This is a genomic window from Streptomyces ficellus, from assembly GCF_030406405.1.
Taxonomy (GTDB): Bacteria; Actinomycetota; Actinomycetes; order Streptomycetales; family Streptomycetaceae; genus Streptomyces; species Streptomyces ficellus_B.
The window spans coordinates 1-19037 of record NZ_JAUEPL010000004.1 but is presented as its reverse complement, the minus strand read 5'-3'; the positions used below and the strand labels follow the sequence as shown (position 1 = coordinate 19037).

Below are 19037 nucleotides of genomic sequence, written 5' to 3'. Positions count from 1 at the left end.
TTACGCCGAGGGGGGCGCGGCCGGCTTGGCCGGGACCTCGCCGCGTCGGCGTACCCGTGAGGCGAGCAGGCCGCCGAGGAGGCCGGCGACCAGGCCCCAGAGGAGGGCCAGGCCGATCGCGGTCCACACGTGCGGCCGCAGCGCCACCCGGCCGCCCAGGTCATCGATCTCCAGGATGCCCAGCACCGACAGGCCCAGGCGCGCCACGATCCGCGTGAGGGGGGTGACCACGAGCATGGTGAGCGCGAAGGCGATGCCCAGGTGCAGGGCGTACTGCCACAGCCGGGTGCCGGCCGGTGAGCGGACCGCCATGGCGAAGGCGGCGGCGAGGAGCAGGACGGCGGCGACGGGTACCAGCCACCAGGCGCGCCCGTCGTGCTCCGCCAGGGTGGACACGGTGAGCGTGGTGTCCTGGGAGCCGCGCAGCGCGGCGTCCAGGACGTGTGGCATCGGCAGGCCGAACGGGCCTTCCACCCTGCCCTCCCAGGAGGCGCCGATGCCGAGCCCGAGGGCGAGCCACACGACGTTCGGCAGGCCGAGCAGGAGCACGGCGAACGTCTCCGCCGGGTGGCCCTTGGTCGCGGCCACGACGAGGCCGATGACCGCGCCGGCGGCGACGTACGCGAGGAGCAGGAGGAGCATCGAGAAGGCGGCCGGACGTACGGCCTCCTGGTAGCGCAGCAGGCGGGTCGGGAGCGGGGCGCGGCGGGAGACGAGCAGCGCCATGGCGAGGACGCCGAGCAGCCACAGCAGGCCGAACAGGAGCGTGAGCCCGAGGTCGGCGCGGAAGCCCACGGTGGGCGTCGCGTCCAGCAGGCCGCCGATGATGTCGACGGGCGAGCCGGGCGGGGCGATCGGGAAGGTGTGCCGGGCGAGGGCGGTCAGCGCGGCGAGCGCGGCCAGCCACAGTACGGCCGTGCGGGCGATGCGGCCGAGGAGCTCACCGGTGCCCGTGACGGCGCGGTGCCGCAGCGGCCGCAGGAAGAAGAACCCCAGCGTCAGGGCTCCGGCGAGGGTGACGGACAGGGGCATGACGGTGAGTTCGGCGTCCGTTCCGGCGAGGGCTCCGGCCTCGCCCGTCAGGTCCACCGACCCGCCCGCCGCGATCACGACGACGGCCGCGACGACCCGCGGGAACGCCCCTTCCGGCAGACCGGCGGCCCCCGCCGCCCACAGGCCGAGTGCCGCCATGACGGCCATGACGGCGAGTGCGGCGAGCACGGTGACGAGTGCGTCGCGCCAGTCGTGCACGGCACGGCGCATCCCGCTCGGCGCGGCGCTGGGCGCGGTGGTTCCCTGACGGCTCACCCTCGCCACGTTAAGCGCACCCGCGCGCCCTCGCCCGCGGACGGTGTCCGTGCGTAACGGAATGGACGCTGTCCGCTTGCGGGCGGCCCGGGTACGGGACACACAATGGCGCGGAACGGAAGAAAGGGAAAAACGTGACTTCCCACCCGCCCTCCGATCGCCCTACCGGCCCTCCCGCGGGGCCCATCTCCGGCCAGTCCGGCCGCCCGCAGACAGGCGGCCCTCCGCCGCCTTCCGGTCCGGGAGGCGGAGGCCCCGGCGGGGGCGGCCCCGGCGGCGGGGGCGGCCCCGGTGACACGGGGGGCGGTGGGCGCCCCTGGTGGCGGTCGGTGCCCGGAATCGCGATCGCCGCGACCGCGGTCGTCGTGGCGGTGGTACTGGCCGTCGTCCTCACCCGCCCCGACGGCGACGGCGGAGGGACCGGCGGAGGGAGCGGCACGCTCTCCCTCCAGAGCGCCGCGGCCACCGGCCCGGACCCGTTCACGGACTCCACGGCACGGGACGACCCCGACGCGTCACCGTCCCCCACCGTTCAGGTGCCCACGACTCCCCCGCCGCCCGGCGCCAACACCGTCAGGCAGTACGAGGGTTCGCGCCCCGGCCTCTACGGCGGCACCCGGAAGGTGGCCAGTTGCGACGTCGAGCGCCAGATCCGGTACCTCACCGCCGAACCGGCCAAGAACCGGGCCTTCGCCTCGGCCCTCCGTATCCAGCCGCCCACCGTGCCGGACTACCTGCGGTCGCTGACACCGCTGCGGCTGCGGGCGGACACCTGGGTCACCAACCACGGCTACCGGGACGGGGCCCCGCAGCCGTACCAGGCCGCCCTTCAGTCCGGCACCGCCGTCCTGGTCGACAACCGGGGTGCGCCACGGGTGCGGTGCGCCTGCGGCAACCCGCTGGCCGACCCCGTGATCACGAGGACCGCGCCCCGGCCGGTCGGCACGCCGTGGCCGGGCTTCCGGGTGTCGAACACGGTGGTCGTCAAGCCCGCGGTGCGGGTCGTGAAGGTCTTCGTCATCGTCGACATCGAGAGCGGCGATTGGGTCGTCCGCAAGCCGGGTGACTCGGACGCCGACAACGACAGGGAGACCAAGCCGCCGTCCATCAGCCCCACGGACACCGGAACCTCCCCTCCCCCGTCCTCGCCCGAGCCCACTCCGCCACCCTCGCCGAGCCCGCAGGCGCCGGAGTCCCCGGGGACCACGGAACCCCCGGTGGAGCCGGAGACCGCGGACACCGGGACGGCCACGGAGGAGGCTCCCCCGGCCGACACGGCCACCGAGCAGCCGCCCGAGGGCGGCTCCCCCGCCGCTCCCGGGGCCCCGCTGCCGCCGGCGTACTGAACCCTGGCTCCGAACCTCGGCTGCTGAACCTCGGTGACGAGCCTCGGCGACGAACCCGGCTACAGCCGGAAGTAGCACCGGACGGTGGTGCTGTCGGGCACAGTGTGGACGCGCACCAGATCAGCGAGGTAGTTGACCAGCAGCAGGCCGCGTCCGCCGAGCTGGCCGGGTTCGGCCGGGCGGCGGCCGGCGAGCGGGTCGCTGAGCCGGCCGCGGTCCTGGACCTCGCACACCACGTGACCGTCCTCGGCCCAGATCCTCAGCGTTCCGTGGCCGCCACCGTGGACGACGCTGTTGGTGGTCAGCTCCGCCACCGCCAGCGCGATGTCGTCACGCCGGTCCGCGGGCAGCCCCAGCGCGTCGGCGTGGTCGATGGCGAAGCTCCGCGCGTCGGGCAGCAGACCGGCGTCGTACGCCAGGTCCCGGGCGTCCGTCGGACAGGACAGGGGGAGGTTGTAGCCGTCCACGACCCGGTCGGGCGCGTAGGCCTCACTGGCCCGCTCGACGCCGTCCTCGATGAGCAGCGGGTGCGTGGCACGCGCGTCGGCCAGCGCCGCCGCGTCGAGCGCGGAGGTGTCGTACGGGCACAGGATGGTGGCCGCACGGCCGGTGAACGCGTGGTTGATCAGCGCCTCGTGCTGTGCGCAGGCCGGGTACTCGCTGGCGCTGCGCCCCTGCCAGATCGGCTCACCGATGATCCTGACGTGACGGCCGGGGTGAGCGTCGGCGAAGCCGCGCAGCACGCGCGGGATGATCCGCCCGGGATTGCGGCCCACCTGTTCCATGTCCATCAGGTGGACGCGCTCGGCGTCCCCGCCCAGCGCCTTGCGCAGCAGGGCGAGGTTCGCGCCGGGAACGGCCACCGCGACCGGCTCGTCCGCCGCGAGGCCTTCCTCGACGAACGGGACGGTTCCGGCCAGGTACCCGGCCTCGTCCGCGTAGAACAGGGCCGGGTGCACGAACGGCTCGGCCGTCGGCCCCATCTCGCTCACTTCGCCACCTCGATCGACACCAGCTCCGGCCAGAACATCTCCAGCACACGACTCAGGGAGGCGGGCGGGCTCTCGATGAGGATCCGCCGGCCCCCGGGCAGGCTCTGCGCCGTGCGCGCGAGCGAACTGGCGCCGGCCACGTCGACGAAGGTGAGACCGGACAGATCCATGTGAATGTCCCCCTCGCGACCGCGCAGGCCGCCCAAAATCCGCTCCCACTCCATGAGGGTGTCCAGATAGACCTGGCCCCTCACGTGGACCAGGCCCACATCCCCGGACTCGTCCTCCTCGGCCACGAGCGGGCACCGAGGACGCCCGGACCGGGACCCGTCCTCGCCGGGCAGCTCCGCCATGAACCCTCCGCGCTCTCCGTCGCCATCCGCTCCGCGGTTCTCCGTCCGCGGCCCCGCCTCCCGGCCCCGATCCGGCGAGCGAACCCTGAGGGATTCGTGGCGATCTTCGGGGGCCGTACAGCCTGCTGACCGTACCCCGGGCGACGCTCGCGGCGAAGCCGGTCACGGAAGCCCGTACCCGGTCGCCACACGCGTGCCCGGCTTTCTCACGGATATGCGCGATCTAGCCTGGCCGCATGTCCGACACAGATGATGCCAAGGCGGCGCACGGTGCCCACGGCCGCCCCCCGACTCGGGCCGACAGGTGGTCGGCGTTCACGACGTCGCCCTTCCTGCCGGCCTCCGTGCTGGTGCTGATCCTGGCGGCGGCGGCCGCGATGTTCGCCGGCTCGTACACGTACGCCATGGCGAATCCGACGCCCCACCGGATTCCCGCGGCGGTGGTCGGCGCCACGGACACGGCGGCGGGCGGGAAGTTCATCGACGGCATGAACGAGGCGCTCAACGCCTCTCTGGAGCTGCGCCCGTACGACAGCGCGGCCCACGCGCGGCGCGCGGTCGAGGAGCAGGAGGTCTTCGCGATCCTCACCGTCCGGCCGCGCGCCGTCGAGCTGGACGTGGCCGGCGCGGCGGGCGCGAGCGTGGCGCAGCTGCTGGCGGAGTCCGGCGCGGCGGTGGGCCGGGAGACCGGCGTGCCGGTCGAGGTCCGGGACATCAAACCGTTGCAGGAAGGCGATCCCCGGGGGCTGGCGCTGTTCTACATCTCACTCGCCGCCGTCATCATCGGCTTCGTCGGGGCCATTCAGCTGAGCGTGCACGCCCGCGCGCTCGACCCCGCCGAGCGGATCGCCTTCACCGTGGCGTACGCGCTGCTCGGCGGTTTCGCGATCGCCGCGAGCGTCGACTGGCTGCTGGGCGCGCTGGATCTGCCGTTCGCGGAGTCGTGGCTGATCCTGTCGCTGACGATGTTCGCGTCGGGCATGGTGTTCACGATGTTCAACACCCTGATCGGGCGGTGGGCGATGCTGCCGACGTGGGGGCTGATGGTGCTGCTGGGCAACCCGTCCTCGGGGGGTGCGGTCTCCTGGCCGCTGCTGCCGTCCGCGCTGGGGCACATCGGGCGCTGGCTGCCGCCGGGCGCCTCGGTGAACGCCCAGCACCAGGCCGTGTACTTCGGCGGTCACCAGCACGTCTTCCCGTTCGCCGTGCTGGCGGCGTGGGCGCTGGTGTCCTGCGCGGTGTTCTGGTTCTGGCGCCACCGCCACCCGGGCGGCCGCGACCGCGCCCCGGCGCACGCGGCGGCCTGACGGGGCCGAGCACCATGTGCGCGGGTCCGGCTGAATGGCGGGGGCGTCCTCCCGGGCGGATACTGAGAGTGACCGTCTTCTTCGTGGGGGGCGGGAGGCACCATGGGCGCGAGGGTGATCTACGTCCACGGCAGCGGCAACAAGGTCCGTCCGGAGCTGCTGAAGGCGCGGTGGGACAGCGCCCTGTTCGGCCGGGACCTGGGCGAGGTGTCGCGCATGGCGTACTGGGCTCCGGTGCGGTACGAGTCGCCGCTGCCCGATGAACGGCCGGACCCCCTGGACGGCGGGCCGGAGGGCGTCGCGGACGAGACACCCGCGCCCGTATGGGACGAGCCGCCGGAGGAGTTCCTGGCGCGCACGCTGGGCGAGGCGTGGTTCGAGTCGGGCGGCACCGCGCCGGAGGGCCCCTGGACCGGGGAGCCGGGCGATCCGCTCGGTGGCTGGCTCCGGGACATGACGTACCTGGCGGACACGGTGACCCGGGCCGAGGAGTCGGGCGGGCTTCCGGCGCCGCCCCTGCCGGCGGAGGTCCGCAGAGCCGTCTTCCGCGTCCTCGTCAAGCACACGTTCAAGGACGCCCACGCCTACTTCTTCGGCGGAGCCCGTGCGGCCATCCGCGACGTCGTCGCGGCGGAGCTGGAGGACGCCGGCGACGCCCCGCTCCTCGTCGTCGGCCACAGCCTGGGCTCCGTCGTCGCCTACGAGACGCTGGCGGAGGCGGAAGGGGAGACCGAGCTCTTCGTGACCCTCGGCTCACCGCTGGGTATCGCGGAGGTGCAGGGCCATCTGGCGCGGCCGCCCTCGGTGCCGGCCGGCGTACGGGCCTGGCTCAACGCCTCCGACCTGCGCGACCTGGTGGCCCTCGACCACACCCTGCGCCCCGAGTACGCACCGGCCGACCGGGTCACGGACGTCCTGGTGGCCAACGACAGCGGCAACCACCACGGCGTCACCGAGTACCTGAGCCACCCTCAGGTCAACGGCGCCTGCCGGCAGTTGCTGGACCGCCTCGCGTGACGGGCCCGCCGCCTCCTCCGGGAGGCAGCCCGGGGGCAGCCGCCCCGGTCCTACCTTTCCGGCGCTTGACGGCACGAGGACACAACCGTCACAGCGGCTTGAGCCGGGTGCGCAGGAGGCAGAACTCGTTGCCCTCGGGGTCGGCCAGGACGTGCCAGCTTTCGGTGCCGGTCTGGCCGATGTCGACGGGCCTTGCGCCGAGAGCGAGCAGTCGTTCCAGCTCAGCGTCCTGGTCGCGGTCGGTGGCGTTGACATCGATGTGCAGCCGGAGCTTTTCCGTCCGGGGGTCACTGGCCGGGCTGAAGACGAGGATGGGCTGCGGGCCGCCGAAACCGGCGTCGGGCGGGCCGATCGCGATGCTTCCGTCGCCCTCCCGATCGAGCTCGACGTAGCCGAGGACGTCGCTCCAGAACGCGGCCAGCCGGTCGGGGTCCGCAGCGTCGATGACCAGTTCACTGATGCGGCATGCCATGGCCGTCACTTTACGAGATGACGTGACGGGCTTGGCCGCCGTGGACTGCCGGTGAAGGTCACCAGTCCTCCGATAGCGGCGCTCCCCGCCACTGCGGGACGCGAACGGCAACCGCAGCGCGGCCGGCCCCGCCGTGGACGTTGCACACGGCCGACCCGGCAGAGTTCACCGAACAGGTGGTCAGCTTGAGTGGCGACCTCGGCCCCGCCGTTCCGGCCGTGTTGTCGCAGGACCGGACTCCGGGAGGCCGGGATGCCTACCGCGGCAGCGGTGGTGGCGGTAGGTGTGCAAGGAGTCTGCCGACCGCTCCCATGCCCCGGCGCACCCCCTGTTGACTCTTGACGTGCCGGACCGGCTGGAGCTCAGGACGACGGGAGCAATTCCAGTTGCTGGAGCATGGAGAGCTGATCGACGACGTGCCAGTGTTCGACGAGTCGACCGCCGTCCAGCCGGAAGATGTCGACTCCGGCGAAGCGGCATGATCGTCCCGTCGGGGGGATGCCCAGGAAAGTTCCGGAGTGGGTGGCGCTGTTGGTCCAACGGACGACGACGCGGTCTCCCTCGGCGATGATGTCGTCCATGCTGAAGGTGGGTGCCAGCCCCTCCACGAGCATGGTCACTCGGTCTTTCAGCCCCTCGCGCCCCTCGCGCTGCCCGGGCAGTGGGTCGTGCTCCTGGTAGTCCATCGCGGCCAGCTCGTCGACGGCCTCCATGCGCCGCCCGTTGAGCACTTCCTCGTAAAACCGGCGTACCACGGCCTTATTTGTCTCGACGGACACGTAGCAATCTCCTTGTCAGTGCCGGTGGATGCCGGCCCTCTCGTCGGCACCCACTCTCCGGCGGACAGCGTCTCCGATCAGGTCTCAGCGCGGCGCCGTCGCCGCGCCGACGCGCGCCTCGGCTTCACCCCACCGGCACTGCGGATGCAGATCACGTGCGGGGCGGCTTCCGGCCCTCCCGCGCGGCTGCCGGGCCTCCTCGCCCGGTCGGCCGACGACAGGTACGAGCCGGAACACGGTCTCCAGCACATCCTCCCCGAGGCGGGCTCACGCCCGCACAGCGGCGACCGGTTCACGCGCGATGCCCCGACTGGCCGGGATGCCGCTGCCGCTGGTGGGCGCCCGGAGCACCTCCTCGTACGGCTCTCGCGCGAAGAGACACAGTGTCAGGACGACGTACACGATCAGCCGCGCCGACGGGAGCCGACGGCGACGCTCAGCCGGCTCGCACCCGCCGTCCCGCACCCCGCCCCGTCACACGCGGGGCAACCGTCTCCGCTGCTCACAAGCGACCGCACGGGCAGACCGAGGCCCCCGGACGGTGGGAGCCGTCCGGGGGCCTGGCCCAGCAGCCCCAGTGAGCAGAGCGCTTGGAGTTAACGGGCCCGACTCTGCCACCTCGGCCGGGCGGGCGGCGGCAGTCACCGCGCCGACGCGGCGTCACGTCACCCGTCCGGCCCGGACGGGCCGGAGGGTGGGGCCGACCCGGCCGGGGCGTGGATCAGACCTGGCCGCGCCAGGCGCCGGTCTCCGCGCCGCGCGACTCGATGAAGCTCTTGAACCGCTTGAGATCACCGGTGACCTGCCGCTTGACGAAGCCCAGCTTGTCGCCGACGGTCTCGGTGACTCCCTCGGGCTCGAAGTCCATCTGCAGCATGACCTTCGTGGTGGTGTCGTCGATGCGGTGGAACGTCACCACTCCGGCCTGCTTCACCTCGCCGCCCACGGTCGTCCAGGCGACCCGCTCGTCCGGGATCTGCTCGGTGATCTCGGCGTCGAACTCCCGGGCGGCGCCGTCCACCTGCGTCACCCAGTGGGTGAGGGTGTCGGTGCGCTGCTCGACGCGCTCCACGCCCTCCATGAACTCGGGGAAGGTCTCGAACTGCGTCCACTGGTTGTACGCGGTGCGCACCGGCACGCGGACCTCGATGGACTCCTCGACCTGCGACATGTGATGTCCGTCCTTTCCCGGGACCCGACAGCCCCGGCCGTACGCCGGGCAACGACCGCATCGGTTCCCCTCCGGTCCTCGTGTGCCCCCTGTGCCCACGGTCATGGCCCCGTTTGTCGCGGGCGATGGCGGACACCCGTCCTCGGTGGAGCCGTAGGGAGGTGATGAGCGTGCCAGGAGAGCAGGAGCTGCCGTCGACCCTGCGGCGCTCACCGAAGAGCGCGCAGCGTACGTGGGTCAAGGCGCACGACTCGGCCGTCGAGCAGTACGGCGAGGGCGAGCGTGCCCACCGGGTGGCGTACAGCGCCCTCAAGCACATGTACGAGAAGGTCGGCGACCACTGGGAGCGCAAGGAAGGCGGCCGCAAGGGGCCTTCGGACCCGCTGGCGGCGCGGCCGAGGCAGCAGGGCGGCCGTAGCGGTGAGGGTGTCGACGAGAACGCCACCAAGCAGCACCTCTACGAGATCGCCGGCAAGCTGCGCATCGGCGGCCGGTCGCGGATGACGAAGGCCGAGCTGCTGGAGGCCATTCGCAAGGCCAACAGGGCGGAGACCCGCCGGGCGCGGTCGTCCTGACCCCTCCCCGGCCGCGGCAGATCGCGGCCGTGCGGGAGGTCACGCCGAAGGGCCACGGCCGGCGGCCGGCCGTGACCCTCGCGCACCCTGCGGCTCACATGGCCAGATGCGCCGGAACGTGGGTCACCTCCTCGATTTCCCCGCCCGCCTTCTTCATCAGATTTCGGGACAGCTCGTTCAGGCAGCGTGCCGCGGCGATCTCCTCGCCGACGCGCTGCTGTTCCATGTCGTTCGGGTGCCGCTTGGCGTTGCCGTGGGCGCGCATCTCGGTGCCGTCGGGAAGCCTGACCATGCAGGCCGCCCGGGTCTTGCCGTCTTCCTCGGTGAACTCGATGTCCACGTGCCATCCGACGATCGTCTGCATGACACTCACCTCCTGGTCACTCCTCCAGCGTGCACCCGCGGATGCCCGCACGCACCCATGCGAGGGGCATGGATCGGCGGGCGCTGAACGGCACACCGGGACCGTGCGTACTAGCGGTGGAACGTCTCCGCGGCGACGAACAGGAGTGGCCATGAACGAGCGCGACAAGCTGACGATGCGAGGTCTCCCGGACGGCAGCGCGGAAGTGTCCGTGGTGCTCCGGCTGCGCTGGGACGACATCGCGGCGCTCGGCCGGGAGGCGAGCCGCCTGGCCGAGCAGCGCGGGGCTCCCGTGACCCTCGACGACGCGGCGAGCCATCGGCTGCGTACCTGGTCCTCCGTGGCCAACGCGCCCGACGAGCGGACCAAGGCCGCGCCCGCCGCCGGTCCCACGACGGCCGCCCTATCCGGCGCCGCCGCCCCGGACCGCCCCCGGCACCAGGTGGCGCACCTGAGCGACACGCCGCCGGTCGCCTCGATAGCACCGCATCCCGCGGGACGGCAGGTGTAGGGCCCGCGTGCCCTGGGAAAGCGCATACGCGCGATCGGCTCCGTCATTGGATCGTCGTACGCCGGTCGGCCTACGGTCGAGAGCGAACCGTTCCCCGCCCCACGCGGGCCCCACTCCCCGGAGGAACCATGTCGAAGATCCTTTTCGTGGTGACCGGCGCCGACCACTGGACCCTGGCCGACGGCACCAAGCACCCCACCGGCTTCTGGGCCGAGGAGGCCGTCGCTCCGTACGAGGCGTTCCGGGCGGCCGGCCACGAGGTCGTGGTCGCCACCCCGGGCGGCGTCGTGCCGGCCGTCGACCGGGCGAGCCTCGCCCCCGAGGTCAACGGCGGCCAGGACGGCGCCGCCAGGGTCGCCGACACCCTGGCGTCCCTCACCGAGTTCCAGCACCCGGTCCCGCTGGAGGACGTGGACCTCGACGCGTACGCCGCGGTCTTCTACCCCGGCGGCCACGGCCCGATGGAGGACCTGGCGGTCAACGCCGAGTCCGGCCGGCTGCTCACCCTCGCCCTGGAGTCGGGCAAGCCGCTCGGCGTGGTGTGCCACGGCCCGGCCGCGCTGCTCGCCGCCCGCAAGGAGGACGGCACCAACGCCTTCGCGGGGTACCGGCTGACCGGCTTCACCAACGCCGAGGAGACCCAGGCGGGCCTCGCCGGCAAGGCGAAGTGGCTGCTCCAGGACCGCCTGGTGGAGATCGGCGCCGACTTCCAGGAGGGCGAGCCGTGGGCCCCGCACGTGGTGGTCGACCGCAACCTGGTCACCGGCCAGAACCCGTCCTCCTCCGCGCCGCTCGCCGCCGAACTGCTGAAGAAGCTGGCCTGATCGCAGGGCGGCCCCCGGGCGGCGGCCGGGAGGCGTGGGCCGCCCACGTTCGTGAGGGCGGCCTCGGGGCACCCGCTGCGCCGTCCGGGTGGGGCTGTGCGGGCCGTGACGCCGTCGCCCCTCGTGGCGCGTCGCATCCCGGGTAGGCACGTGACTGTGCGGTGTGCGCGTGCCGGGGAGCCGGCGCCGCGTACGCCCGCCGGCGCCCCTCCCCCGGGGCCCGCGGAAGCGGCCCGGCCACGGACGTGCCGAGGCAGCGCAGCGCAGAGCAGAGCAGCAAGGAGACCGTCATGCACGCCCGTGACCTCGCCGAGCCGTACCCGTACGTCTCGACGGACGACGACGCCGTTGCCGCAGCCCGGATGCTGGCCGAACAATCACTGCCGGCGTTGCTGGTGCTCGACTCGGACGGCCAGCCGCACGCCATCGTGCCGGGCTCCCAGCTCGTGCGGCAGCTGCTGCCGGACTACCTCGTCGAGGATCCGCTGCTGGCGGCCACCGTCAACGACAGGGACGCCAACGGCATCCTGGAGCGGCTGGAGGGGATGACGGTCGCCGAGTGGGCGCCCCGGCGTCTGTATCCGCCGCTCTTCGTCGGACCGGACGCCCGCCCGATGGAGATCGCGGCGCTGATGGCCCGTACGCACAGTCCGCTCGTCGCGGTGATCGAGCGCGAGGCCGACGAGGTACGGCTGCTGGGCACCGTGACGGCCGCCCGCCTCATGCGGCATTTCGTCCATGCGACGTGAGCGCGGCGTGCCCGAGTGCGTGGCCGTCGCGCATGGAGCAAGTGGCTGCGGGTAGCAGCGGCTTCATGTGAGGCGAACGGCGCCTGGCGTGAAAGGAGACTGTCGTGCTGATGGCCCATCCCGTGGTTCTGAGCAACCTCATCGAGCAGTACGAGACGTTGAGGGTCCTCCACGCCGAGGAGGGGAGCCCCGAGGTCCAGCAGCGTATGGACGACATCGCCTACACCCTGTGTGTCAGCACCGGCACCAGTGACGTGGACGCCGCTCTCGTCGCCGCCCGCCACCGGCTGCCCGGCGCCCGCCCCGAGGACGACTCGCTGCTGAGCGCCTGACGCGGGACGTCACCGGGTGGTGGCGCGGCCCGGTGGCGGGTACCCGGCACAGGGGCCGGAGCACATGGCGCGCACGGCTCTCTCGTCACCCCTCTCGTCACCCTGAGGCCGTACGAAAGCGAGGAGAGCCGTGAAGCTGTCCTTCCTCGATCCGCTGTACGCCGCACCGGACCCCGTCGCGAGCGTCTATCTGGACACCTCCCGCGACATCGGCGATCCGGACAAGGCCGTGGAGCTGCGCTGGCGGCACCTGCGGGACGACCTCACCGCCCAGGGCGCCGACCGCGCGACCGTAGCGGCGCTCTCCGAGATGGTGAGGACGGACCAGGAGGTCCCGGGCCGGCACGGCAAGGCCCTCTTCGCGGCGCACGGCCGCCTCCTGCTGGCGGAGGAGCTGCCCGAGCCACCGGTACGGGACTCCGCCCGCCTCGGCGAGATCCCCGACGCCCTGCCGCTGGCCGTGCAGCACGCCCCGGACATTCCGTACGTGGCCGTGGCGGTGCGCCGCGAACGCCGCCCGGAACCCGGCGGGAAGGCGGGCGGGCAGGGCGATGTCCTGGACGTGGTGGCGACGTTCCAGGCCGGGCGGTGGCCGATGAGCCGGGTGGCGCCGCGCCCTCTCGTGGACCGGGAGTGGCGGGCCGAGGACGGGGAGCGGGGCGCGGCCGCTGTCGCGGCGAAGCTGGAGGACATGGTCCACCGCAGCGGCGCCGAGGTGATCGTGCTCCATGTCGAGGAGAACGACCCCTGGGCGCGCGGAGTCCTGCTGAACCGCCTCTCCGGTACGTTGCGCGAGCGCACCGTCACCGTGGAGGCGGGTGAGGGACGGGTGGTGGCCGACCCCCGCCGGGCCCTGCTGGAGGACGAGGTGGGCAAGGTGCTGGGCGGGCGCCTGAGCGCGCGGGACCGGACGCACACCGACACCTACCGGGCGCAGCGGGCCCGGTACCCGGACGCCTCCGAGGGCCTGGCCGCCACGGTGGCCGCGCTGCGGCGCGGCCAGGCCCAGGCGCTGCTGGTCAACCGGCCCGCACACCTCACGGACCCGCTGTGGGTCGGCCCCGGGAACACCCAGATCTCCCTGTCCGCGGAGGAGCTGCGGCTCTTCGGCGGGACTTCTGTCCGGCAGGAGCGGGCCGGGGCGGCGCTGCTCCGGGCGGCTGCCGGCACCGGCGCCGAACTGACCGTCGTACCGAGGGACGACATGCCGATGGACGACGGCGTCGGCGTACTCCTGCGGTATGCCCCCGGGAGCCCCGCACCAGGGCAGTGAACGTCATTGCGCCAGTCGGTGAGTCTTGGGGAGCAGCCCAGCTCACCGGCACCGCTTCCGGGCATGACCCCTGTCATGGCAGGTATCGAACTCAAGAGCACCGCGTTCGACGACGGCGCCTTCATTCCGCGCCGCTACACCAAGGACGGGGAAGATCTCTCCCCCCAGCTGACGTGGACCGGTGTGCCTGACGGCACGGCGGAACTGTTGCTGCTGTGCGAGGACCCCGACGCACCGATGGGGACCTTCGTCCACTGGCTCGTCACCGGCATCGACCCCACCAGTGAGGGCGTCGAGGCCGGCCGGACTCCCCCGGGCGGACAGCCCAGGACGAACGGTTTCGGAGACCCCGGCTGGGGCGGCCCGCGGCCCCCCGCCGGCGACCCGGTCCACCGGTACTTCTTCCGCCTCTACGCGCTCGCGGAGCCGGTGCCGCTCCCGGACGGCGCCGGCGCCGAGGACGTGCACGCCGCGGTGGACGCACGGCACCTGGCCACCGGCACGCTCATGGGTCTTTACCAGCGGTGATTGCGGCGCGGAAGCTGAGAGGTGGACGCGGAAAGCGGGGTAGTCGGACGTCATGAGCGAAGAGAACCCGAGCAAAGACGTGGAGGACTGGGTGACCGGCGACGAACCGGCCACCGGCCCGCAGCTGAGCTATCTGCACACCCTGGCCCGAGAGGCGGGTGAGGAGGTTCCGCCGGACCTCACCAAGGCCGAGGCGTCCCGGATGATCGACCGCCTGCAACAGGCCTCGCCCCGCACGGGTCGGCCGGGAGCGTCCGGAGGCGGCCCGGCCGGCGGCGAGGGCGGGTGAACCGGCCGCGCGGACCGTGCGAGTAGAGGACGGAGCTCCGACATGAAGCATGAAGGTGGAGGCAGTGATGGCACAGAAGATTCGCGAGATCATGACGGGAGCACCACGGACCGTGGGGCCGCAGACCTCGGTCGTCGAAGTCGCCCGCATCATGCGTGACGACGACATCGGCGCGGTCCTGGTCGCCGAGGGCGACACGCTGCGCGGCCTGGTGACCGACCGCGACCTGGTGGTGCGGGTGATGTCCCTGGGCGGCAATGCCGAGGACCACAGCGTCGCCGACGCGTGCAGTGAGCAGCTGGTCAGTGTGTCACCGGACGACGACATCAGCCGGGCGGTGGAGCTGATGCGCGGGCACGCGGTGCGCCGGCTGCCCGTCGTCGAGGACGGCCGGCCGGTCGGCATCGTCTCCCTGGGAGATCTCGCCGTGGAACGCGACACCGACTCGGCCCTCTCCGAGATCAGCGCCGCCGAACCCAACGAGTGACAAGGCAGTCCCGCACCCCCGGTCGCCGCACCCCCGGTCGCCGGCCCCCGGCGGCCCGGGCCGGCCGTCAGGGCGGCCACGCGGGGTGATCCCTTCACCAATGGACCTGTGAGACGCGATGCTGAGACCTCGAACGGTCCGACGAGCCGCATCCGAACTGGCAGGAGACACCGTTGAAAATGCTGATCAACGTCCCCGAGACCGTCGTCGCCGACGCGCTGCGGGGGATCGCGGCCGCGCATCCCGAGCTCACCGTGGATGTGGAGAACCGGGTCGTCCTCCGGCGCGACGCCCCGGTCGCCGGGAAGGTGGCCCTGGTGTCCGGAGGCGGGTCCGGGCACGAGCCGCTGCACGCCGGGTTCGTCGGGCCCGGGATGCTGACGGCGGCCTGCCCGGGTGAGGTGTTCACGAGCCCGGTGCCGGACCAGATGGTGCGGGCGGCGGCCGCCGTGGACAGCGGGGCGGGCGTGCTGTTCATCGTGAAGAACTACACCGGTGACGTGCTCAACTTCGAGATGGCCGCCGAGCTCGCCGAGGACGAGGGCGTACAGGTCGCCAAGGTGCTGGTGGACGATGACGTGGCGGTGGCCGACAGCCTGTACACGGCGGGGCGGCGCGGGACCGGGGCCACGCTCTTCGTGGAGAAGATCGCCGGCGCGGCCGCCGAGGAGGGGCAGCCGCTGGAGCGGGTGGAGGCCATCGCCCGGCGGGTGAACGCGAGGTCGCGCAGTTTCGGGGTGGCGCTGAGCGCGGTGACCACACCCGCGAAGGGCAGCCCGACCTTCGACCTGCCCCCCGGGGAGCTGGAGTTGGGCATCGGCATCCACGGCGAGCCGGGCCGGGAGCGGCGGCCCATGATGACGTCCGGGGAGATCGCGGACTTCGCGGTGAACGCCGTGCTGGAGGACCTGAAGCCCGGCGGACCGGTGCTGGCGCTGGTCAACGGGATGGGCGCCACGCCGCTGCTGGAGCTGTACGGGTTCACTGCCGAGGTGCACCGTGTGCTGGGCGAGCGGGGCGTGCCGGTGGCCCGCACCCTCGTCGGTAACTATGTGACGTCGCTCGACATGGCCGGCTGCTCGGTCACCTTGTGCGAGGCCGACGAGGAGCTGCTGCGACTGTGGGACGCGCCGGTGCGGACCGCCGCGCTCCGGTGGGGACGGTGAGCCGGGTGATGGACGCGGACTTCTTCCGGCGGTGGATGGAGCTGGCGGCGGCGGCCGTCGAGCGTGAGGCCGACCGGCTCACCGAGCTGGATTCGGCGATCGGCGACGCGGACCACGGCTCCAATCTGCAGCGTGGTTTCGCCGCGCTGGTCGCGGCCCTCGACAAGGAGGAGACGGCCACCCCGGGAGCGGTGCTGGTGCTGGCCGGGCGGCAGCTGATCTCCACCGTGGGCGGGGCGTCGGGGCCGTTGTACGGGACGCTGATGCGGCGCGCCGGCAAGACCCTGGGCGATGCCGCCGAGGTGACGCCCGCCCAGCTCGCCGAGGCGCTGCGGGCGGGCGTGACGGCGGTCGCGGGGCTCGGCGGGGCGAAGGCCGGGGACAAGACGATGCTGGACGCCCTGGAGCCGGCCGTCGACGCGCTCGGTGAGTCGTTCGCCGCGGCGGCGCAGGCCGCCGAGCGGGGCGCGCTCGCCACCGTACCGATGCGGGCGCGCAAGGGCAGGGCCAGCTATCTCGGTGAGCGCAGTGTCGGGCACCAGGACCCGGGTGCGACGTCCTCGGCGCTGCTGATCGCGGCGCTGGCGGAAGCGGAGGCGGCCCGGTGAGCGCCCGCGTCGGCATCGTGCTGGTGTCGCACAGCGCTGCGGTCGCCGCCTCCGTCGCCGACATGGCCCGGGCGCTCGCCGGCGGAGGCGGGGGCGCGGGAGGCGGGGGGAGCGCGCCGGTGGCGGCGGCCGGGGGCACCGCGGACGGCGGGTTCGGCACCAGCGCCGAGCTGATCACGGAGGCGGCCACCTCCGTGGACGGCGGGGCGGGCGTGGCGGTCCTGGCCGACCTGGGCAGCGCCGTGCTGACGGTGAAGGCCCTGCTCGCCGAGGGCGACGAACTCCCGGCCGGCACGCGGCTGGTGGACGCGCCCTTCGTGGAGGGCGCCGTGGCGGCGGTGGTCACCGCGTCGGCGGGCGGGGACCTGGACGCGGTGGCGGCGGCCGCGTCCGAGGCGTACTCCTACCGCAAGGAGTGACGGCCGCGGGGGATGGAGCCGGTGTGCGCCCCGGTGCGCGGGTTGTGATGTACCTGGTCAACGCACTAGTGTCAGGGCGCCTTGGTGTACGGGAAACCGGTGCGGTACCGGTGCGGCCCTCGCCACTGTGATCGGGAAGTCCGGCTCCATCCCCAGGGAAGCCACTGGAACGCCACGGGAGACCGTGGTGTCCGGGAAGGCGGAGCCGAGGCGGCATGACCCGTCAGCCAGGAGACCGGCCAGGGCGCGTTGTCCATCCACGAGGTGCTGGAGAGGGTCTCCCCATCATGCATATCGCCGAGGGGTATCTGCCCCCTGTGCACGCGGTCGCCTGGACCGCCGCCGCCGCTCCGTTCGTCGCCCACGGCGTACGGGCCCTGACCCGGGAGGTCAGGGCCAACCCCGAATCCACTCTGCTGCTCGGTGCCTCCGGTGCGTTCACCTTCGTCCTGTCCGCTCTGAAGCTGCCGTCCGTGACGGGCAGTTGCTCGCACCCCACCGGTACGGGGCTGGGCGCCATTCTGTTCCGGCCGCCGATCATGGCGGTGCTGGGCACCATCACGCTCCTGTTCCAGGCACTGCTGCTGGCCCACGGCGGGCTGACCACGCTCGGCGCCAACGCCTTCTCCATGGCGGTCGTCGGGCCGTGGGCCGGGTTCGGGGTCTACTGGCTGCTGCGGCGCTTCGACGTGCCGCTGATGGTCAGCGTGTTCTTCGGGGCGTTCGTCGCCGACCTGTCCACGTACTGCGTCACCAGCGTGCAGCTGGCGCTCGCCTTCCCGGACCCCAGCAGCGGTTTCCTCGGGGCGCTGGCCAAGTTCGGCGGGATCTTCGCCGTCACGCAGGTGCCGCTCGCGGTCAGCGAGGGCCTGCTCACCGTGCTGGTGATGCGACTGCTGACGCAGTCCAGCAAGGGCGACCTGACCCGGCTCGGCGTTCTGTGGGAGAAGAAGGCGACGAAGGGGACGAAGGAGACGGAGGCCGTGGCCCGATGAGCCGTAACGCCAAGATCAATACGCTGCTGCTGCTCGTCGTCGTGGCGCTGGTCGTCCTCCCCCTCGCGCTGGGCATGGGCGACCACAAGGAGGAGCCGTTCACGGGCGCGGACGCGCAGGCCGAGACGGCCATCACCGAGAACCGGCCCGACTACCAGCCGTGGTTCAGCCCGCTGTACGAGCCGCCTTCGGGGGAGATCGAGTCGGCGCTGTTCTCGCTCCAGGCCGCCATCGGGGCGGGGGTCCTCGCGTACTACTTCGGGCTGCGCCGCGGGCGCAGCCAGGGTGAGGCACGGGCACGCGAGGGGGTGGCGGCGCCGTCGAGCGGTGCGGCGCGGATGGCGGGCGAGGCGGGCGCGCCCGGTGAGGCCCCGGCGGCCGACCGGGCGGCGGTGCCGGGCGCGGCGGGCGCGGGCGACGGCGCCCGGTCCGCCGAGTAGCCGCCCGGTGCTGCCGATCGACGCGGCGGCGCACAGCAGTCGCTGGCGCCGCCGTCACCCGTGCGAGAAGGCCGTGCTGGGGTTCGGGCTGACGCTGTGCGCGGTGTGCCTGCCGCCATGGCCCGGTGCCGTGCTCGTCGCGGCCGCCACGCTGGCCGTACTGCTCGGTCCGGCCGGCGTCGCGCCCCGGCAGCTGTGGCGTGCGTGGCGCATTCCGCTCGGCTTCTGTGTGACGGGCGCCGTTCCGCTGCTGTTCCAGGTGGGCGGGGCGGACGGCTTCGTCACGCTCGCCCCGGACGGGCCGGCGCACGCGGGGCAGTTGCTGCTGCGGACGTCGGCGGCGTCGCTCGGCGTGCTGCTGTTCGCGTTCACCACGCCGGTCTGCGATGTGCTGCCCCGGCTGGTACGGGCGGGGGTGCCCGGCCCGGTCGTCGATGTGGCGCTCGTGATGTACCGGATCAGCTTCCTGCTGCTGGACGCCGTCCGGCGCGTCCGGGAGGCGCAGGCGGCGCGGCTCGGGCTGACGAGCCGGGCGGCCGCCTGGCGGTCGCTCGCGGGTCTGGGCGCGACCGCGTTCGTGCGGGCCTTCGACCGTGCGGCGCGGCTCCAGACCGGGCTGGCCGGGCGCGGTTACGACGGCACGCTGCGCGTGCTGGTGCCGCCGGCGACGGTCTCCGGGCGCTTCCTGGGCGCGACGGGGGCGCTGCTCGCCGGTCTCGTCGCCGTCACTCT

General features: G+C 73.2%; 26 protein-coding genes and 1 riboswitch. Of the genes, 18 read left to right on the top strand and 8 right to left on the bottom strand.

Going from position 1 to position 19037, the window contains the following annotated elements; genetic code table 11:
• The gene (locus tag QWM81_RS03995) at positions 1 to 1263 is read right to left on the bottom strand and encodes a streptophobe family protein (protein ID WP_290110280.1); all 1263 of its coding nucleotides are present in this window, start codon (positions 1261 to 1263) and stop codon (positions 1 to 3) included.
• 374 nt (positions 1264 to 1637) lie between these two features.
• Here QWM81_RS03995 and QWM81_RS03990 point away from each other — a divergent pair, with 374 nt between their 5' ends.
• Positions 1638 to 2654 carry a DUF6777 domain-containing protein gene (locus QWM81_RS03990; RefSeq protein WP_290110081.1) on the top strand — a complete coding sequence of 339 codons (1017 nt, stop codon included), beginning with the start codon at positions 1638 to 1640 and terminating at the stop codon, positions 2652 to 2654.
• A 59-nt stretch (positions 2655 to 2713) separates the two neighbouring features.
• Here the strand turns inward: QWM81_RS03990 and QWM81_RS03985 are convergent, their stop codons facing one another.
• The gene (locus tag QWM81_RS03985; protein WP_290110279.1) at positions 2714 to 3637 is read right to left on the bottom strand and encodes a sensor histidine kinase; all 924 of its coding nucleotides are present in this window, start codon (positions 3635 to 3637) and stop codon (positions 2714 to 2716) included.
• Positions 3638 to 3642: 5 nt separating this feature from the next.
• Positions 3643 to 3999 (bottom strand): STAS domain-containing protein, encoded by a 357-nt coding sequence (locus QWM81_RS03980; RefSeq protein WP_290110080.1) that lies wholly within the window; start codon positions 3997 to 3999, stop codon positions 3643 to 3645.
• 236 nt (positions 4000 to 4235) lie between these two features.
• Between QWM81_RS03980 and QWM81_RS03975 the strand changes: the two genes are divergently transcribed.
• Positions 4236 to 5306 carry an ABC-2 transporter permease gene (locus QWM81_RS03975; RefSeq protein WP_290110079.1) on the top strand — a complete coding sequence of 357 codons (1071 nt, stop codon included), beginning with the start codon at positions 4236 to 4238 and terminating at the stop codon, positions 5304 to 5306.
• A 102-nt stretch (positions 5307 to 5408) separates the two neighbouring features.
• Entirely contained in the window at positions 5409 to 6323 is a 915-nt protein-coding gene (locus tag QWM81_RS03970; protein WP_290110078.1) for a hypothetical protein, read from the top strand.
• Between the two features lie 88 nt (positions 6324 to 6411).
• On the opposite strand, the gene QWM81_RS03965 is transcribed toward QWM81_RS03970, so the two are convergent.
• The 4 genes from QWM81_RS03965 to QWM81_RS03955 form a co-directional block, all read right to left on the bottom strand.
• Entirely contained in the window at positions 6412 to 6795 is a 384-nt protein-coding gene (locus QWM81_RS03965) for a VOC family protein (protein WP_290110077.1), read from the bottom strand.
• Between the two features lie 362 nt (positions 6796 to 7157).
• Positions 7158 to 7574, bottom strand: a complete 417-nt coding sequence (locus QWM81_RS03960) for an ester cyclase (protein ID WP_290110076.1) — start codon at positions 7572 to 7574, stop codon at positions 7158 to 7160.
• A gap of 267 nt (positions 7575 to 7841) precedes the next feature.
• Complete coding sequence (locus QWM81_RS29060) at positions 7842 to 8039, bottom strand: transposase domain-containing protein (RefSeq protein ID WP_353938276.1); 198 nt, start codon at positions 8037 to 8039, stop codon at positions 7842 to 7844.
• A gap of 256 nt (positions 8040 to 8295) precedes the next feature.
• A complete protein-coding gene (locus tag QWM81_RS03955) occupies positions 8296 to 8745 on the bottom strand; it encodes an SRPBCC family protein (RefSeq protein WP_290110075.1) in 450 nt (149 codons plus the stop codon).
• 170 nt (positions 8746 to 8915) lie between these two features.
• Here QWM81_RS03955 and QWM81_RS03950 point away from each other — a divergent pair, with 170 nt between their 5' ends.
• Positions 8916 to 9320: a ChaB family protein gene (locus QWM81_RS03950; protein ID WP_290110278.1), complete on the top strand. Its 405-nt coding sequence runs from the start codon at positions 8916 to 8918 to the stop codon at positions 9318 to 9320.
• A 94-nt stretch (positions 9321 to 9414) separates the two neighbouring features.
• Here QWM81_RS03950 and QWM81_RS03945 read toward each other — a convergent pair whose 3' ends face one another.
• Positions 9415 to 9684, bottom strand: a complete 270-nt coding sequence (locus tag QWM81_RS03945) for a DUF1876 domain-containing protein (protein ID WP_290110074.1) — start codon at positions 9682 to 9684, stop codon at positions 9415 to 9417.
• Between the two features lie 151 nt (positions 9685 to 9835).
• Here QWM81_RS03945 and QWM81_RS03940 point away from each other — a divergent pair, with 151 nt between their 5' ends.
• The 14 genes from QWM81_RS03940 to cbiQ all read left to right on the top strand — a co-directional run.
• The gene (locus tag QWM81_RS03940) at positions 9836 to 10195 is read left to right on the top strand and encodes a hypothetical protein (RefSeq protein WP_290110072.1); all 360 of its coding nucleotides are present in this window, start codon (positions 9836 to 9838) and stop codon (positions 10193 to 10195) included.
• Between the two features lie 128 nt (positions 10196 to 10323).
• Complete coding sequence (locus tag QWM81_RS03935; RefSeq protein ID WP_290110070.1) at positions 10324 to 11019, top strand: type 1 glutamine amidotransferase domain-containing protein; 696 nt, start codon at positions 10324 to 10326, stop codon at positions 11017 to 11019.
• Positions 11020 to 11309: 290 nt separating this feature from the next.
• Positions 11310 to 11768, top strand: coding sequence for a CBS domain-containing protein (locus QWM81_RS03930; protein WP_290110068.1), 459 nt, complete (start codon positions 11310 to 11312; stop codon positions 11766 to 11768).
• Positions 11769 to 11872: 104 nt separating this feature from the next.
• Entirely contained in the window at positions 11873 to 12100 is a 228-nt protein-coding gene (locus tag QWM81_RS03925; RefSeq protein WP_290110066.1) for a DUF5133 domain-containing protein, read from the top strand.
• A gap of 130 nt (positions 12101 to 12230) precedes the next feature.
• Complete coding sequence (locus tag QWM81_RS03920) at positions 12231 to 13373, top strand: baeRF2 domain-containing protein (protein ID WP_290110063.1); 1143 nt, start codon at positions 12231 to 12233, stop codon at positions 13371 to 13373.
• 75 nt (positions 13374 to 13448) lie between these two features.
• Positions 13449 to 13901 carry a YbhB/YbcL family Raf kinase inhibitor-like protein gene (locus QWM81_RS03915; RefSeq protein WP_290110061.1) on the top strand — a complete coding sequence of 151 codons (453 nt, stop codon included), beginning with the start codon at positions 13449 to 13451 and terminating at the stop codon, positions 13899 to 13901.
• 52 nt (positions 13902 to 13953) lie between these two features.
• Entirely contained in the window at positions 13954 to 14190 is a 237-nt protein-coding gene (locus QWM81_RS03910) for a DUF3072 domain-containing protein (protein ID WP_290110060.1), read from the top strand.
• Positions 14191 to 14257: 67 nt separating this feature from the next.
• Positions 14258 to 14677 carry a CBS domain-containing protein gene (locus tag QWM81_RS03905; protein ID WP_290110059.1) on the top strand — a complete coding sequence of 140 codons (420 nt, stop codon included), beginning with the start codon at positions 14258 to 14260 and terminating at the stop codon, positions 14675 to 14677.
• Between the two features lie 173 nt (positions 14678 to 14850).
• Complete coding sequence (gene dhaK, locus QWM81_RS03900) at positions 14851 to 15843, top strand: dihydroxyacetone kinase subunit DhaK (RefSeq protein WP_290110058.1); 993 nt, start codon at positions 14851 to 14853, stop codon at positions 15841 to 15843.
• 5 nt (positions 15844 to 15848) lie between these two features.
• The gene (dhaL, locus tag QWM81_RS03895; RefSeq protein WP_290110277.1) at positions 15849 to 16451 is read left to right on the top strand and encodes a dihydroxyacetone kinase subunit DhaL; all 603 of its coding nucleotides are present in this window, start codon (positions 15849 to 15851) and stop codon (positions 16449 to 16451) included.
• Positions 16448 to 16870: a PTS sugar transporter subunit IIA domain-containing protein gene (locus QWM81_RS03890; protein ID WP_290110056.1), complete on the top strand. Its 423-nt coding sequence runs from the start codon at positions 16448 to 16450 to the stop codon at positions 16868 to 16870. The genes dhaL and QWM81_RS03890 overlap by 4 nt, the downstream gene beginning before the upstream one ends.
• A gap of 65 nt (positions 16871 to 16935) precedes the next feature.
• Positions 16936 to 17128, top strand: a riboswitch (cobalamin riboswitch).
• A gap of 29 nt (positions 17129 to 17157) precedes the next feature.
• Positions 17158 to 17865: an energy-coupling factor ABC transporter permease gene (locus QWM81_RS03885; protein ID WP_290110055.1), complete on the top strand. Its 708-nt coding sequence runs from the start codon at positions 17158 to 17160 to the stop codon at positions 17863 to 17865.
• Positions 17862 to 18305 (top strand): energy-coupling factor ABC transporter substrate-binding protein, encoded by a 444-nt coding sequence (locus QWM81_RS03880; RefSeq protein ID WP_290110054.1) that lies wholly within the window; start codon positions 17862 to 17864, stop codon positions 18303 to 18305. The genes QWM81_RS03885 and QWM81_RS03880 overlap by 4 nt, the downstream gene beginning before the upstream one ends.
• 7 nt (positions 18306 to 18312) lie before the next feature.
• Positions 18313 to 19037 (top strand): cobalt ECF transporter T component CbiQ (gene cbiQ / locus QWM81_RS03875; RefSeq protein ID WP_290110053.1); only part of this gene is annotated, 725 nt, incomplete at its 3' end.